The 12,534-nt window shown below is 62.1% G+C and carries 15 protein-coding genes; 6 read left to right on the top strand and 9 right to left on the bottom strand.

The features are described from left to right. Positions 1-13: 13 nt before the first annotated feature. Entirely contained in the window at positions 14-442 is a 429-nt protein-coding gene (locus KVF90_RS06940) for a COG3650 family protein (RefSeq protein WP_264394116.1), read from the bottom strand. Between the two features lie 69 nt (positions 443-511). Here KVF90_RS06940 and KVF90_RS06935 point away from each other — a divergent pair, with 69 nt between their 5' ends. Together KVF90_RS06935 and KVF90_RS06930 are read left to right on the top strand one after the other, a co-directional pair. Further along, positions 512-1,747 (top strand): FAD-binding domain-containing protein, encoded by a 1,236-nt coding sequence (locus tag KVF90_RS06935; protein ID WP_264394115.1) that lies wholly within the window; start codon positions 512-514, stop codon positions 1,745-1,747. Positions 1,748-1,819: 72 nt separating this feature from the next. Next, a complete protein-coding gene (locus KVF90_RS06930; protein WP_264394114.1) occupies positions 1,820-3,040 on the top strand; it encodes a hypothetical protein in 1,221 nt (406 codons plus the stop codon). Between the two features lie 18 nt (positions 3,041-3,058). Here KVF90_RS06930 and KVF90_RS06925 read toward each other — a convergent pair whose 3' ends face one another. Both KVF90_RS06925 and KVF90_RS06920 read right to left on the bottom strand, forming a co-directional pair. Next, positions 3,059-3,271: a hypothetical protein gene (locus tag KVF90_RS06925; RefSeq protein ID WP_264394113.1), complete on the bottom strand. Its 213-nt coding sequence runs from the start codon at positions 3,269-3,271 to the stop codon at positions 3,059-3,061. Positions 3,272-3,360: 89 nt separating this feature from the next. Continuing rightward, positions 3,361-3,573: a cold-shock protein gene (locus tag KVF90_RS06920; protein WP_264394112.1), complete on the bottom strand. Its 213-nt coding sequence runs from the start codon at positions 3,571-3,573 to the stop codon at positions 3,361-3,363. A 264-nt stretch (positions 3,574-3,837) separates the two neighbouring features. On the opposite strand from KVF90_RS06920, the gene KVF90_RS06915 reads away from it, so the two are divergent. Beyond that, a complete protein-coding gene (locus KVF90_RS06915) occupies positions 3,838-4,593 on the top strand; it encodes a GGDEF domain-containing protein (protein ID WP_264394111.1) in 756 nt (251 codons plus the stop codon). A 43-nt stretch (positions 4,594-4,636) separates the two neighbouring features. On the opposite strand, the gene KVF90_RS06910 is transcribed toward KVF90_RS06915, so the two are convergent. After that, on the bottom strand, positions 4,637-5,179 hold the full coding sequence (locus KVF90_RS06910) for a hypothetical protein (protein WP_264394110.1): 543 nt from the start codon (positions 5,177-5,179) through the stop codon (positions 4,637-4,639). Positions 5,180-5,302: 123 nt separating this feature from the next. Here KVF90_RS06910 and KVF90_RS06905 point away from each other — a divergent pair, with 123 nt between their 5' ends. After that, positions 5,303-5,758 carry a YaiI/YqxD family protein gene (locus KVF90_RS06905; protein WP_264394109.1) on the top strand — a complete coding sequence of 152 codons (456 nt, stop codon included), beginning with the start codon at positions 5,303-5,305 and terminating at the stop codon, positions 5,756-5,758. 32 nt (positions 5,759-5,790) lie between these two features. Here KVF90_RS06905 and KVF90_RS06900 read toward each other — a convergent pair whose 3' ends face one another. Both KVF90_RS06900 and KVF90_RS06895 read right to left on the bottom strand, forming a co-directional pair. Continuing rightward, positions 5,791-6,528 (bottom strand): DNA-protecting protein DprA, encoded by a 738-nt coding sequence (locus KVF90_RS06900; protein ID WP_264394108.1) that lies wholly within the window; start codon positions 6,526-6,528, stop codon positions 5,791-5,793. Continuing rightward, entirely contained in the window at positions 6,525-7,361 is an 837-nt protein-coding gene (locus tag KVF90_RS06895; RefSeq protein WP_264394107.1) for a ComF family protein, read from the bottom strand. The genes KVF90_RS06900 and KVF90_RS06895 overlap by 4 nt, the downstream gene beginning before the upstream one ends. A gap of 249 nt (positions 7,362-7,610) precedes the next feature. Here KVF90_RS06895 and KVF90_RS06890 point away from each other — a divergent pair, with 249 nt between their 5' ends. Both KVF90_RS06890 and KVF90_RS06885 read left to right on the top strand, forming a co-directional pair. Further along, a complete protein-coding gene (locus KVF90_RS06890) occupies positions 7,611-7,745 on the top strand; it encodes a hypothetical protein (RefSeq protein ID WP_264394106.1) in 135 nt (44 codons plus the stop codon). Between the two features lie 53 nt (positions 7,746-7,798). After that, the gene (locus tag KVF90_RS06885; protein WP_264394105.1) at positions 7,799-8,686 is read left to right on the top strand and encodes a DUF6929 family protein; all 888 of its coding nucleotides are present in this window, start codon (positions 7,799-7,801) and stop codon (positions 8,684-8,686) included. On the opposite strand, the gene KVF90_RS06880 is transcribed toward KVF90_RS06885, so the two are convergent. From KVF90_RS06880 to thiC, 3 genes are all read right to left on the bottom strand, one after another. Continuing rightward, positions 8,683-9,066 (bottom strand): DUF6632 domain-containing protein, encoded by a 384-nt coding sequence (locus KVF90_RS06880; RefSeq protein WP_264394104.1) that lies wholly within the window; start codon positions 9,064-9,066, stop codon positions 8,683-8,685. The genes KVF90_RS06885 and KVF90_RS06880 overlap by 4 nt on opposite strands. A gap of 289 nt (positions 9,067-9,355) precedes the next feature. Beyond that, a complete protein-coding gene (locus KVF90_RS06875) occupies positions 9,356-10,597 on the bottom strand; it encodes a DUF4263 domain-containing protein (protein WP_264394103.1) in 1,242 nt (413 codons plus the stop codon). Continuing rightward, positions 10,590-12,494 (bottom strand): phosphomethylpyrimidine synthase ThiC, encoded by a 1,905-nt coding sequence (gene thiC, locus KVF90_RS06870; protein WP_264394102.1) that lies wholly within the window; start codon positions 12,492-12,494, stop codon positions 10,590-10,592. The genes KVF90_RS06875 and thiC overlap by 8 nt, the downstream gene beginning before the upstream one ends. Between the last annotated feature and the right edge of the window lie 40 nt (positions 12,495-12,534).

Raw genomic sequence — 12,534 nt, 5'->3', positions numbered from 1 at the left:
GTCTGCGCGCGCCTTATGGCGCTGCGTCGCCGGTGAACGGCTTGCTGGTCGTATAGCCGCAGCCTTCCAATGTCTCCCCGCCCAAAGCGATAGTGGCAACGAAGGGAAAGCGCCGGTCGCTCATTCCGTCGCTGCACGCGCCGGGGGTGAGCGTGGCCGTAAACGGATTGCCGTCGAGCGTGCCGGTGAAACCCAGACCGTTATTCCCGGCAAAGCGGGTCACGGCAAAGCGCGTGCCGGGCTGGTTGTCAGGCGTAGTCCACACCCCCTCGCCGCTTTCCACCTTCAGCGCCCAGAATGGCTCGGTGCCGACGAGGTTCACAGCTTCATCGGGCGCGACCGCATCGAAGGTCTCACCCTTGGGGTCGATGCCGTCCTGCTGGGCGGGCGTGCAGGCAACGGCAAGCATCATCGCGGCAAGGGCAGGAAGGCGGCGGATCATCGGGGTCTCTCCTGTGCGGTGGCCCAAGGATAGGCCGGAACCATGCGCCCGCCAAGGCATTGCCCGCCCATGGACTTCACCCCCACCCGCGAGGCCGCGCAGGCCCGCCTCGCCCAATTTCTTCCCGCCGCCGGCCGCCACTATGCCGAAACCCGCAATGCCGATGATGGCCCGGCCGAGGAAGTGCGCGGCAATGTTTCCCAGCTTTCGCCGTGGCTCCACGCCGGTTTGATCGGCGAACCCGAATTGCTGGAGGCAGTGCTCTCGCAGCATTCCCCCCGCGCCGCAGAGAAGTTCATCGCCGAGGTGTTCTGGCGGATCTACTTCAAGGGCTACCTGGAACAGCGCCCCGCGATCTGGGACGATTATCGCACTGGCCGAGACGGAGCGCTCGCCGCGATGGAGCGCAATGGGGGGCTGCGCACCGCCTATGCAGAGGCCACCGAAGGCCGCACCGGAATCGAGGCATTCGATGTCTGGGCGCGCGAGCTGGTGGAGACCGGCTACCTCCACAACCATGCGCGGATGTGGTTTGCCAGCATCTGGATCTTCACCCTGCGGCTTGACTGGCGGCTGGGCGCGGACTTCTTCCTGCGGCACCTGATGGACGCCGACGCAGCATCGAATACCCTTTCGTGGCGCTGGGTCGCGGGGCTGCATACCAAGGGCAAGCACTACCTCGCCCGCGCCGACAATATCGCCCGCTACACGGCGGGACGGCCCGGCGGCGCCTTGACCGCAGAGGGGCTGGCGGAGGATGCCGAGCCGCTGAGCGAGCCGCGGGACTATGGCCGCCTGAAGCTTGATCTGCCCGCGCCCGTTAGCGCCGCCGACCTTGCCGATCCCTTCGCGCTGCTGTTGCATGACGAGGCGGCGCATCATGCCCCCCTCGCCCTGCCAGCCGCACCCGCGCTGGTGATCGGTGCTTGCCGGCCGGAAGCACGCTCGCCGGCCGCCATTGGCTCCCCCGCCCGTGATTTCGCCACCGGCGCGCTGACCGGCGGAATGGCCGAGGCCACGTCTGCTTTTGGCTGCCCTGCAGTCACATGGCGCGCAGGGGAACCACTCGCGCCACTGCTGGCCGAAGCGGGCGTCCACCGCGTCGCCCTGCCCTACCTCCCCGCCGGATGGACCCGCGACGCGCTGTGGCCCGACCTGGCGCCGCTCGCTGCCGAAGGCCGTGTCGTCACACTGCTCGGCGATCTCGACCGCACCACCTGGCCGCTTGCCAAGGCAGGCTTCTTCGGCATCGCCAAGGCAATCGACGGACTTCTGGCCGAGTGCGGAATTCACGGCGAGGGCTGACCATCTCAACCCGGGGTTAACCCTGTCGCATTAGGCTGGTGCGCTACTGTCCACGCCGAGGCTCGTCGCGCCATGCTCTACCCCAATCGCCTTCAGGCTGCGCTCCTGTTCGACCGCCCGGTGGACGATCTCGAAGCGATCATGCGCGATTTCATCCGCATCGAGAAAATGCGCAGCGGCGCCGACTTCACCACAAGCGAGGCCAATCCGGGCCGCTTCTATCGTCTGTTCAATCCCGCAGACGAGCTGATGCTGACGTTCGAATACCTCGAGGTTCCGGCGGTCTCGCAGGTGTTCCGGGGGGCATTGTCCTCTCCCTATACCGGGATCGTCACGCCCGATATCCGCGACCGGCTGAGCCGTGCGCGCAGCCACATTCTGGTCGAAGCATCGCACGGAGTGATGGGCGGGGTGGAAGAAGATCCCAAGATCGCCGCCATGTTCGAAGCCATCGGCCGCCCGCGTTCGGGTGCCAGCCAGGCGCAGTTCGAGCACCGGCTGAGCGTGCTGTCATTGATGAGCCGCATCGTGACCGATCACGCCATGCCGCTTGCCGTGCATTGGACCCAGTCCGACCAGCTGCTCGGCGGCGAGGTCTTCGATAAGCTGGCGAGCGGCAGCGAGGCACCGGGGCCGCTGCACATCCACCCCTTCCTGTTCGGCCCAACCCCCGCACCGGGCGAGGACGCACTGGCCGGCTTCCGCACCTTCGGCGCACGTCACTGGCTGGGCCGGGAGATCATCGTCCAGCCCAATGTCCTGCCGTGGGCTGCCAATCTTGAAACGGTCTTTGCCTTCCTGCGGGTGGCGACGATGCCGAATGGCTATGTCATTCCCGACGGCGACACCTTCGGTCCGGAAGATCGCAGCTTGTCCTACCGCGTGATCCACCACGATACGGGCGCGAATATCGGCTACGCGGAGCCCGAGGCCGCCGACATGCCGATGTACGAACTGGTGCCGCTCAAGCATGTCGCGCTCGGCTTCGTTGCGCCCGATCATGTGCCCGACGCCAGCGTGTTCGACGACCGCGCCTTCCCGGCCGGCATCATGCCCCACGATCAGGACGCCAAGATGGAGCTGGCCAACGAATGGTCAGAAAAGCGAAAGCTTGCCGAAGGGATTGGCGGAAAGTTCGAGGTGCGCAAGCAGGTGGAAGATGATGCTGCGCCGGAACCGGAGCCGCCGGTGCCGCCTGCCAGAGTGGTAGCCCCCAGCCCAAGCCAGCCGGGACTTCCCGGTCTCAGCGGCCGCGGTCTGCGCAGCCGGGTGTTCGGGCGCAAGGGGGTTTAGGCCCCCGCGCCGCGCCGTTCAGGAAATCATGCTTTCCGCGGCGCGCTTTTCGGCCCGGACGCGATCGGCTTTCTCGCGCTCCTCGATCGTCTTGCGCGCCTGTTCGGCCAACCCGCGCCAGGTCTTTTCCGACCGCAGCTCACGGTCGCGCACGTTTTCAAGCGTCGCCTTGCCTGCAAGGGCGGCGGCTTCGTCGGCGCGCTCGCAATAAAATTCGTAGGTCTGGGCCATCGGGGGTGTCCTGCCATAGGAGGGGGTAGGCGGGATTCAGATGCAAAAGGGGCGAGTCGCGCAATCGCAACCCGCCCCCGGTATTCGTCTTAGGCAGCCGCGAGGTTCACAGCGCTTTCCTTGCCATTGCGGCCACGCTCGAGCTCGAAGCTCAGACGCTGGTCCTTTTCAAGGCTGTGCATGCCGGCGGCCTGCACGGCAGTGATGTGGACGAAGCTGTCCGACGAACCGTCGTCGGGCTGGATGAAGCCATAACCCTTTTCGGTGTTGAAGAACTTCACGGTTCCGGTCTTGGTGCTCATGGGGTGTTCCTTTCAAGAACAATCAATTACCTCCGGCAACATGCAGGAGGGGAGTGCGTCGTATCGTCCGATGAAAGGAAGTCGTCGTCTGGTAGACGCCGCGGGGCTTTGGGCCGGGCGGCGGAGCGCAAATTTCGAAGTCCGTCGCAAATTTCGACGTCAGCAATGCCTTCCTAGCACGCTTTACCCCATTCGCCTAATCACACCCTGCGGAGCCGCGCGTTAAGACATTCGCGAGAGGTCGCGTCTATCCTCGGCAAGGCTATGCCAACGTCCGCCGCCTTGCGCGCCACCAACGACGCCCTGCCCCAACTGCGCCGCCGCCTCTGGCGTACGGGGCTGATCGTCGTGGGCGCTTCGGTGTTCGCCTCGGCGTGCTTTGCGCACCTGTCCTTCACGATGTTCGGCACGATCGATTATGCCGGGACGATGGTCGCGGCAGTGGCGATCCCGCTGGTGGTGGCGAGCCTCGCCTTTGCCTGGATCGCCTCGCTCACCATCCGGCTCGAATTGTCGCGCCGGGATCTGGAGCGGCTCGCCTTGCAGGATTCGCTCACCGGCCTTGCCAACCGCCGCGCCGCGATCACCCGCCTTGGCGAATGGGCCGCGCGCCAGCCGCCGGCCGACATCGCGCTCGCCATTGCCGACATCGACTTCTTCAAGCGCGTCAACGACCGGCTGGGCCATGATGGCGGGGATACGAGCCTCGTCCACTTTGCCGCGATGCTCCGCAAGCTCCTGCCGGCCGACTGGCTGGTGGCCCGGATCGGGGGCGAGGAGTTCCTGATTGCCGCCCGCAGCGCCGACTATCCCGCCTTCGCCGCGCGGATCGAGGCCTTGCGGGTCGCGGTGGCAGAAACCCCGCTGATCACTGCATCCGGCCCCTACCGCCTCACCGCCAGCTTCGGCCTGGCCGAACGGCAGGGCGAGGAAGGCATCGACCGCCTGATCACCCGCGCCGACACGGCGCTCTATGCCGCCAAACTGGCAGGCCGCAACCGCACGGAAAAAGCCGCGTAGTTGCCTTTCGCGCGCCCATCCGGGGCCGGTGCAGCGCCTCCCGCTAGGGGCGGCGCTGATCCTGCGCAGGCGGCGTGCCGCGCGGTTCATTCTCATCGCGGCGTTCGCGGATTTGTTCGCCCGGCCTGCCTTCATTCAGACCTTGCTGATTCTGGCCGGTGGGATTGCCGCGCTGCTTATCGTCACGGTCTTCCAGATGGCGCGGATCGGCCTCGAGTGGCTGGAAAACGCTGCCGCCGCCGGGGGCCGACTGGCTTTCGCGGACCGCATCGCCATGTTGCGTCACCGCGCCCTGACGGCTGACCCCGTGGCTGCCGCCCGGTGATGCCGAGCCTGCGCCCTGATCGATCGCATAATCGCTGTTTGCCTCGCGCTGGCGATCCTCGTCGGAGCCCTTGCGGAGCGGTTCGAAGGTGCTGCCTTCGTGCGGCGTGCCGGTCATGTGCCCGCGATCATCCAAGCCATGTTCGGCATCGACGCCCGGGCGGCTGGCGGCGTCCTGATTGGCGCGGTTGCGGGCATCGTTCTGCTCGCCGGTGGTGCCCTGCTCGTCGGGCGCGCGGGGGGTGGTGTCACAGTCGGTCATGATGATCTCTCCTCGTGTGGTAGGGAGAGTGTGCGCCCGGCCACGCAGGGATGCGCTAACGTGGGAGGGTAACCTGCGGCGAGGCCCCTTACCGCGAGCGCGCCGCTCGGCTAGGCTGGCGCCATGTCACCCATCACCATTCTGATCGACGCCGATGCCTGCCCGGTGAAAGACGAGATCTACCGCGTCGCCGAGCGTTTCCGCTCCGAGGTGCGCGTGGTCAGCAACGCCGCCTTCCGCATCCCCGATAGCCCCCGGATCAAGCGCGTGGTGGTATCCGACAGCTTCGATGGGGCGGACGACTGGATCGCGGAGGCTGCCGACGCCCGGAGCGTGGTCATCACCGGAGACATCCTGCTCGCCGACCGCTGCCTGAAAGCAGGCGCGCGGGTGCTGAAACACAATGGCGAGGCGTTCACGGCGGCCAGCATCGGAGGCGCCATCGCCACCCGCGCGATCATGGCCGACCTGAGGGCGGGGATGGACGGGGTGGGAGGCGGCCCCGCGCCGTTCAGCAAGGCGGATCGCTCGCGGTTCTTGCAGGCGCTGGATCGGGTGCTGGTGGGAATGGGGCGGTGACGCTTGGATGGGACTGAGAAACTGGGAAGCTATTAAAAAAGCGAAGCTTGGCCCTTGGCAACCCTCCACTCTCCCTCACAGTACGACCGCGCGTCACTGATTAGTTCCGAAAGATTGGGTTGACCATTTTGTCTGTTTCGCTTCAAGCGCTTAGCACCAGAAGCAATGAGGTGCCGGTTTCCGGGGGCAACGGTCTCATCAAATCCATAATCGACCGCAAAGAGCGGCACTCCAATGCGTAACGCCTCCTCACCTGCCGCGCGAGTTCCACCCTTCTCCCCAGCTTCAATTACGATCATGGCACAGGACATCCCCATGATGACCTTGTTCCGTTGCATAGCTTGATAAGCGCGCCAAATGGCACTTGGCACGAACTGGCTAACTACCAGAACACGCTCCCAATCCCATACTTCCCTCAATTCGGGCGCAATCCGGAATCGATCCAGTCCTTCGGGCAGCACTAAAACTGTGGCTCCACCATTTAGCAGCGCCTCGAAATGGGTCGCACGATCAACACCACGGGCGTTGCCAGATGTGATGATGAAGTTCTCAGAGACGGCCTTCCGAGCGCAAAGCGCGGCAGCTTCAATGCCCTTCTCGGACGCGTTCCTTGCTCCGCAAAAGCTAACGGCATGGGACCCAAGCAGGTCTTGATTGCCAGCCACATGCAGTTCTGCTGGCGCGTGCGATCCAAGAAGCGACTTAAGGCGCTTAGGATAGGCATCGTCGCCCACTTTGAGAACGGAAAGATGAGGCAAAAGAGCGCTCATTGGTTGTCTGTGTCTCGCCTCCCCTTAGAAACGCACAGTAGGTGCAAATCGTCAGCGCCTGCCGCTCTCAGCTGCGATCCGACGTAGTGTGCCGTCGCACCCGACTGATACATATCATCAATCAAAAGCAGATTTTTCCCCGCCACCGATCCCGATACAAGCATACCTACGCCTGCGAGAGCATGCCACTTCTGTTCAACCGTAAGGGTCTTGATCTCCCCCTTTGGCCCAGCCCACGCAATTTCATTGGTCAGGTCGGGAACCATAAGCTTTTCAGACAGCCTCCTGGCCAGAAAGTTAGGCAGGCTCAACGACGCCGGGTTTGAGCTGGGAACGGAGATAATTGCCGAAATCCCGAGTGCAGCATGGCAATCCCTGTAGACCTCTTCTAGAATCACAGCCAGCTTTTCGCGAGCATCCAGATTTGCATCGTATTTAGCCGCCTTCTCAAGTTCTCCAATTTTGGTTCGGGCATCATCCGCGTAATGCTCCGCGGCGGCGATTGCCGTTGTAAAAAGCGATCGAATGAATACCAGATTCGAACGTTGCTCAAGCCATGCAGAAATTTGCGTGTATTCTTCGGTGGAATGGATGGAACGATAAAACCCACCGTGTATGCCTTTGGTGTTATTGAACATCTGCCACGGGAATATCGCTGAGAACGATTCAGAGAACGGGATGTTGAGAAAGCCCACCGCTTTGCCGCTTACAGCTTTCTTTAGGGCAGTCTTGTGAGTGGAGCCAAAGCAAATTCGCTTAGGCGACTTGGCGCGAAGCGCTGCAAAACGCTCAAAAGTGATGGGAGGGTAAAAGAGGTCGCGCAAATCTGACATACCCGCTCCTATGTTCTTCTTATGTTCCGGTCAACATTGAACTCGCCCGGTACCCTTGCGTCATCGTTTCGGGTGGACGCACAATCATAGCTAAACCATTGGCATGTCAATAAAAGAGAAACTCAGATTTCAAAAAGTTGGCTCTCGCTCTGTGCTCAACCCCCTGCCCCTTCTTCCCCACATTGACACCCCACCCCATCAGTCCCACGCTCCGCGCTCGGGCATTTCGCCCTCTGATCGGAAGTACCTATGGCCAAGGGCCAACAGAAGAAGTCCAAGGAAGCCCGCAAGCCCAAGGCTGACAAGGGGCCGAAGCAGAACGCCAGTCAGCCCAGCCTCAAGCCCGGCGGGATCAAGGGGCTGGAGAACATGAAGAACAGCTGAGCCGGCCCTCACGCGGCGTTGGCGGTGCGGGCGTCCTCGCCTATGGCGGGGCCATGCATCTGACCCATCTTCGCGATCTGGCGGTCGATACGCCGCTGCCCTCCGGCCACGCCTTTCTGTCCGCGGCGAGCGGAATGGTGGTTTGCGGCTCTGCGCTCTATGTCGTTGCCGATGATGCGCAGTGCCTTGGCGTGTTCGACCTTGGCACCGGAGAACCCGGGCGGCTGATCCCGCTGATCGCGGGCGAGTTGCCCAAGGATGCGGTCGAGCGGAAAAAACAAAAGCCCGATTTCGAAATCCTGCTCGCCTTGCCATGCGCAGGCGCGACCCGCTTGCTAGCAATGGGCTCCGGATCTACCTCGCAGCGGATGCGGGGCGCGCTGATCGATCTGCCCGACCACAATGCGCCCGCCAGCGTACGCCTGATCGATCTGCAAGCGCTGTTCGCCGCGATCGCCCCGCTGGTGCCAGAGATCAATCTGGAAGGCGCAGTGCTGCGCTGCGACCAGTTGCTGCTCTTCAATCGCGGCAATATGGAATATCCCGCCTCGCAGATCATCGCCGTGCCGCTATCAGCCCTGCTCGAAGGTGGTCCCATCACTGCGACACTTCACGCAGAGCTTCAGCTGCCGACCGTGTCGGGCGTTCCCCTGACGGTCACCGATGCCTGTCTGCTTGAGAGCGGCCATATCCTGCTGTCCGCTGTCGCCGAAGCCACCGACAACAGCTACGCCGACGGCGCGCTGCTGGGGGCGGCCATTGTAGAACTCGATGCGAATTTGAATGTGCGGGTGATTGAACCGCTCGACCCCATCCTGAAGGTCGAAGGACTGTCCGCGCAGATCATGGCGGACGGGGTGCACCTGCTGTGCGTGACAGACGCGGATGATCCTGATGCGGCGTCCAGCCTGTATCGCAGGGTGTTAGGCGCGCGGGCCTAGGCCGCTTCGCGCTGCGCCTTGGGCAGTAGCACCGCGAAGGCGATCGTCACCATCAGCAGTGCAGGCACATCGCCCAGCAGGTGGCCATGGTGCATCGGTGCGCCCAGCGATTGCACCGCCATGATCGCGGCGTGCACCGCGCTCGACACGGCCACGAACCAGATGAGCGACACATGCGCCAGCGGATCGCGTGCGGCGGCGATCATGAACAGGCCGAGCGTCGCGTAGACCCCCACGATCATCATGAAATATTGCGAAGCTATCGGCGGGCCTTCGTGCCAGGCCCAGCCGCTCGGCCAGACCATCGCCAGCGGTCCGACCAGACAGAACACCGCGCCGAAAGCGACAAGCAGAATTTGCAGCAGGCGATAGGCGTTCATGTGACGATCCCCCCGGACGAAGCACAACCCGGAGAGAGGTGTCTGCCCTTTCGCCGATCCGGTCAACGCGGCAGCATTAGGAACGGGGGATTAGCGGTCAATCTTGCGCATGGCCCGGCGCCGGTATCAGCTCCAGCACGGTGCGGTTGCGGCTGAACCATTGCTCGCCCGGCTCGTCGAGGAAGTCGACCTCCTTGAGCGTCACCATGCTTGCACCGTCGCGGGTGGTGGTCTCGCGGATGCGTGCCGGGCGGTTGTCGTCATGCGCAAATACCGTGGACCTGCTGGATCACCTCACCGCGAACGGCTCGTCGGTTGAAGCATTGGAGTTTAGATCTCCAAGGTCCGCGGTGAGCCGAGCCTTGATCAATTTGGCGCGATTGAGCAAATCATCATAGGTCAAAATCGAAATCCGTCCGGCCCAGTAAATATTGCGTCGCCGAAGTTTCTCAGCTGAGCTATCCGACATATCTGCCCTTCTGCCGATGATCACAAAGCCCTTCGGATTTGAGATGCCATTCAAACTTTGAGCAGCGTATGGATAGTTCTCTTCGACCCAAGCAAGCCAATCTAGAACCTGCTGCTCTGCGTGCGTCAATTGGCTGGAGGGATTGCCACTTTTAGTATAGATTGGAAGATTCGATGACTCTAACTCAATTAGATCGTATGATCCATCGAATCTCTGACCTGCATAATCCATCTCGTATTCAGAGCCAAGCCTGTGCTTCGGAAGTATTTTTACATACTCGACACCGAATAGTATTGGGTTGCGTGTTATACAGCGCTGTATAGCATTTTCATTGCGAGTCGAAACATTTATTTCGTACTCCAGCTCTTCTATGCCACGATCGAGTGCCAAAAGAACACTTTCGGCTCTGGTCAATCGAGCGATCTCGCGAAGCGCCACATCACGTATAAGCGCTATCTCAGCCGGAAATATCGTGATTGTGCAGTCAATCTCTTGAAGGCGGCCAACCTCAAGAAACTCGATAGTAGGCCTCTTGGAAAATTTCAGACGGACTCGATTCCCCTTGCCATCAGGAGCCGTAAACCCTTCAGTCAACAGTCGTCGGTGCAGTTCTGTAAGTCGCGGCAGAAACTCGGATTGGTTAGGAAAGACCGGCACTTCTTCCATCGCTGCAATTGCAAGGATATCGATAGCCTCTTCCTCGTCGGTCCGATCATCGTCGCTGGACGATATTTCAAAGAGCTGTCCCACCTCAATGTTTAGGGCGTCAGGATTGATGTAGTGGCTTATAGCGTGGAATATAATTTTTCCATCACGCTCATCATAAATAAGTTCACGGCAAGGCTTAATTAATTCGTTTAATGTAAACCCCTTGCCCTCCTTCTTAGGCTTGCCTTGATTCAGCTTACTCCAAAGCTCCAAGATGGCTTTGGCGTTTTCAGAATCACCTATGACACCAAATCCTAACTGCTTAGGCTCTTTCCAAAGGTTGAGGCGTGCTCCATCTCTACTGATGGATGTATCAGCTTTCTTGTGCGCGGGCTTGGGTCTGGATTTAGTCATGCTCGCGGTTGCCTGCTCCCACATAGAGCTGGTTGCCGGTCTCGCGGTACTTGGCGCTCATCTCCTCCATGCCTTTCAGCGCGGCCTGACGGCTCGCCTCAGCCGTGTCCGCGCCCAGCTTTTCCGAGGCGAGGAAGCTTTCGGGGCTGCTGTTCTGCTTGGCGGCGAAATCGCGGACGTCCTGGCTGATCTGCATCGAGCAGAACTTGGGCCCGCACATCGAACAGAAATGCGCCGACTTCGCGCCTTCCGCCGGGAGCGTCTGGTCGTGATATTGCTCGGCGGTTTCGGGGTCGAGGCTGAGGTTGAACTGGTCGCGCCAGCGGAATTCGAAGCGCGCCTTGGACAGCGCATTGTCACGCACCTGCGAGGCCGGGTGGCCCTTGGCCAAATCCGCCGCGTGGGCGGCCAGCTTGTAGGTGATCACGCCGACCTTCACATCGTCACGGTCGGGCAGGCCCAGATGCTCCTTGGGCGTGACGTAGCAGAGCATCGCCGTGCCATACCAACCGATCTGCGCCGCGCCGATGCCGCTGGTGATGTGGTCATACCCAGGCGCGATATCGGTCACGAGCGGGCCCAGGGTGTAGAACGGCGCCTCGCCGCACACCTGCAGCTGCTTTTCCATGTTCTCCTTGATCTTGTGCATGGGCACGTGACCCGGCCCTTCGATCATCACCTGCACGTCCTGCGCCCAAGCGCGGTGGGTGAGTTCGCCCAAGGTGTAGAGTTCGGAGAATTGCGCTTCGTCGTTCGCATCGGCGATGCTGCCGGGGCGCAACCCATCGCCCAGCGAGTAGGCGATGTCGTAGGCCTTCATGATCTCGGTGATCTCGTCGAAGTGCTCGTAGAGGAAGCTTTCCTTGTGGTGGGCGAGGCACCATTTCGCCATGATGCTGCCGCCGCGGCTGACGATCCCGGTGACGCGCTTGGCTGCCATCGGGACATAGGCAAGCCGCACACCGGCGTGGATGGTGAAGTAGTCGACGCCCTGTTCAGCCTGTTCGATCAGCGTGTCGCGGAAGATTTCCCAGGTCAGCTCCTCGGCCACCCCGCCGACCTTCTCCAAAGCCTGATAGATCGGCACAGTGCCGACCGGCACGGCGGAATTGCGGATGATCCATTCGCGGGTGTCGTGGATATTGCGCCCCGTTGAGAGGTCCATGATCGTGTCCGCGCCCCAGCGGGTCGCCCAGACCATCTTGTCGACTTCGCTCGCCACGTTCGAGGCGACGGCGGAGTTGCCGATATTGGCGTTGATCTTGACGAGGAAGTTGCGCCCGATCGCCATCGGCTCGGACTCAGGGTGGTTGATGTTGTTGGGAATGATCGCCCGGCCGCGGGCGATTTCATCGCGCACGAATTCCGGCGTGATGATGGTCGGGATTTCCGCGCCCCAGCTTTGCCCGTCGCGGATCATGTCGGCAGCGATTTCGCGCCCGAGGTTTTCGCGCTCGGCGACATATTCCATTTCGGGGGTGATGATGCCCTTGCGGGCATAGTGCATCTGGCTGACGTTCATGCCCGCCTTGGCGCGCAGCGGGCGCTTCACGGCATTGGGGAATTGCGGGACGCCGCCCGAACGGTCGGGCCCGAGCTGGCCGTTATCCTCCGGCTTGATCTCGCGCCCGACATAATCCTCGACATCGCCGCGGGCCATGATCCAGTCACGGCGCAACTGCGGCAGGCCGGCGTTGATATCGATATGGGCGTTGGGGTCAGTATAGGGGCCGGAGGTGTCGTAAACGCGGACCGACGGCTCGCCGCCCTCCAGGTCGATCTCGCGCATGGCGACCCGAATGCCGGAGCCGGTGCGCGCGCCGACATAAATCTTGCGGCTGCCACGGATCGGCCCGGTGGTGACGCCAATTTCGACGGGGCTGTTGATGTCGGCCATACTGCTCTCTCCTCAAGGCGGATGGAGCACGGGCGCAGTG

It is taken from the genome of Porphyrobacter sp. ULC335 (assembly GCF_025917005.1).
Lineage (GTDB): Bacteria > Pseudomonadota > Alphaproteobacteria > Sphingomonadales > Sphingomonadaceae > Erythrobacter.
Note: the sequence above shows the minus strand (reverse complement) of the source record. Positions and strands in the feature narration are given on the sequence as shown.

Bases quoted from the DNA above. Each gene is read 5' to 3' on its own strand.
- KVF90_RS06940 (WP_264394116.1), bottom strand. From the start codon at position 442: ATGATCCGCCGCCTTCCTGCCCTTGCCGCGATGATGCTTGCCGTTGCC.
- KVF90_RS06935 (WP_264394115.1), top strand. From the start codon at position 512: ATGGACTTCACCCCCACCCGCGAGGCCGCGCAGGCCCGCCTCGCCCAA.
- KVF90_RS06930 (WP_264394114.1), top strand. From the start codon at position 1,820: ATGCTCTACCCCAATCGCCTTCAGGCTGCGCTCCTGTTCGACCGCCCG.
- KVF90_RS06925 (WP_264394113.1), bottom strand. From the start codon at position 3,271: ATGGCCCAGACCTACGAATTTTATTGCGAGCGCGCCGACGAAGCCGCC.
- KVF90_RS06920 (WP_264394112.1), bottom strand. From the start codon at position 3,573: ATGAGCACCAAGACCGGAACCGTGAAGTTCTTCAACACCGAAAAGGGT.
- KVF90_RS06915 (WP_264394111.1), top strand. From the start codon at position 3,838: ATGCCAACGTCCGCCGCCTTGCGCGCCACCAACGACGCCCTGCCCCAA.
- KVF90_RS06910 (WP_264394110.1), bottom strand. From the start codon at position 5,179: ATGACCGACTGTGACACCACCCCCCGCGCGCCCGACGAGCAGGGCACC.
- KVF90_RS06905 (WP_264394109.1), top strand. From the start codon at position 5,303: ATGTCACCCATCACCATTCTGATCGACGCCGATGCCTGCCCGGTGAAA.
- KVF90_RS06900 (WP_264394108.1), bottom strand. From the start codon at position 6,528: ATGAGCGCTCTTTTGCCTCATCTTTCCGTTCTCAAAGTGGGCGACGAT.
- KVF90_RS06895 (WP_264394107.1), bottom strand. From the start codon at position 7,361: ATGTCAGATTTGCGCGACCTCTTTTACCCTCCCATCACTTTTGAGCGT.
- KVF90_RS06890 (WP_264394106.1), top strand. From the start codon at position 7,611: ATGGCCAAGGGCCAACAGAAGAAGTCCAAGGAAGCCCGCAAGCCCAAG.
- KVF90_RS06885 (WP_264394105.1), top strand. From the start codon at position 7,799: ATGCATCTGACCCATCTTCGCGATCTGGCGGTCGATACGCCGCTGCCC.
- KVF90_RS06880 (WP_264394104.1), bottom strand. From the start codon at position 9,066: ATGAACGCCTATCGCCTGCTGCAAATTCTGCTTGTCGCTTTCGGCGCG.
- KVF90_RS06875 (WP_264394103.1), bottom strand. From the start codon at position 10,597: ATGACTAAATCCAGACCCAAGCCCGCGCACAAGAAAGCTGATACATCC.
- thiC (WP_264394102.1), bottom strand. From the start codon at position 12,494: ATGGCCGACATCAACAGCCCCGTCGAAATTGGCGTCACCACCGGGCCG.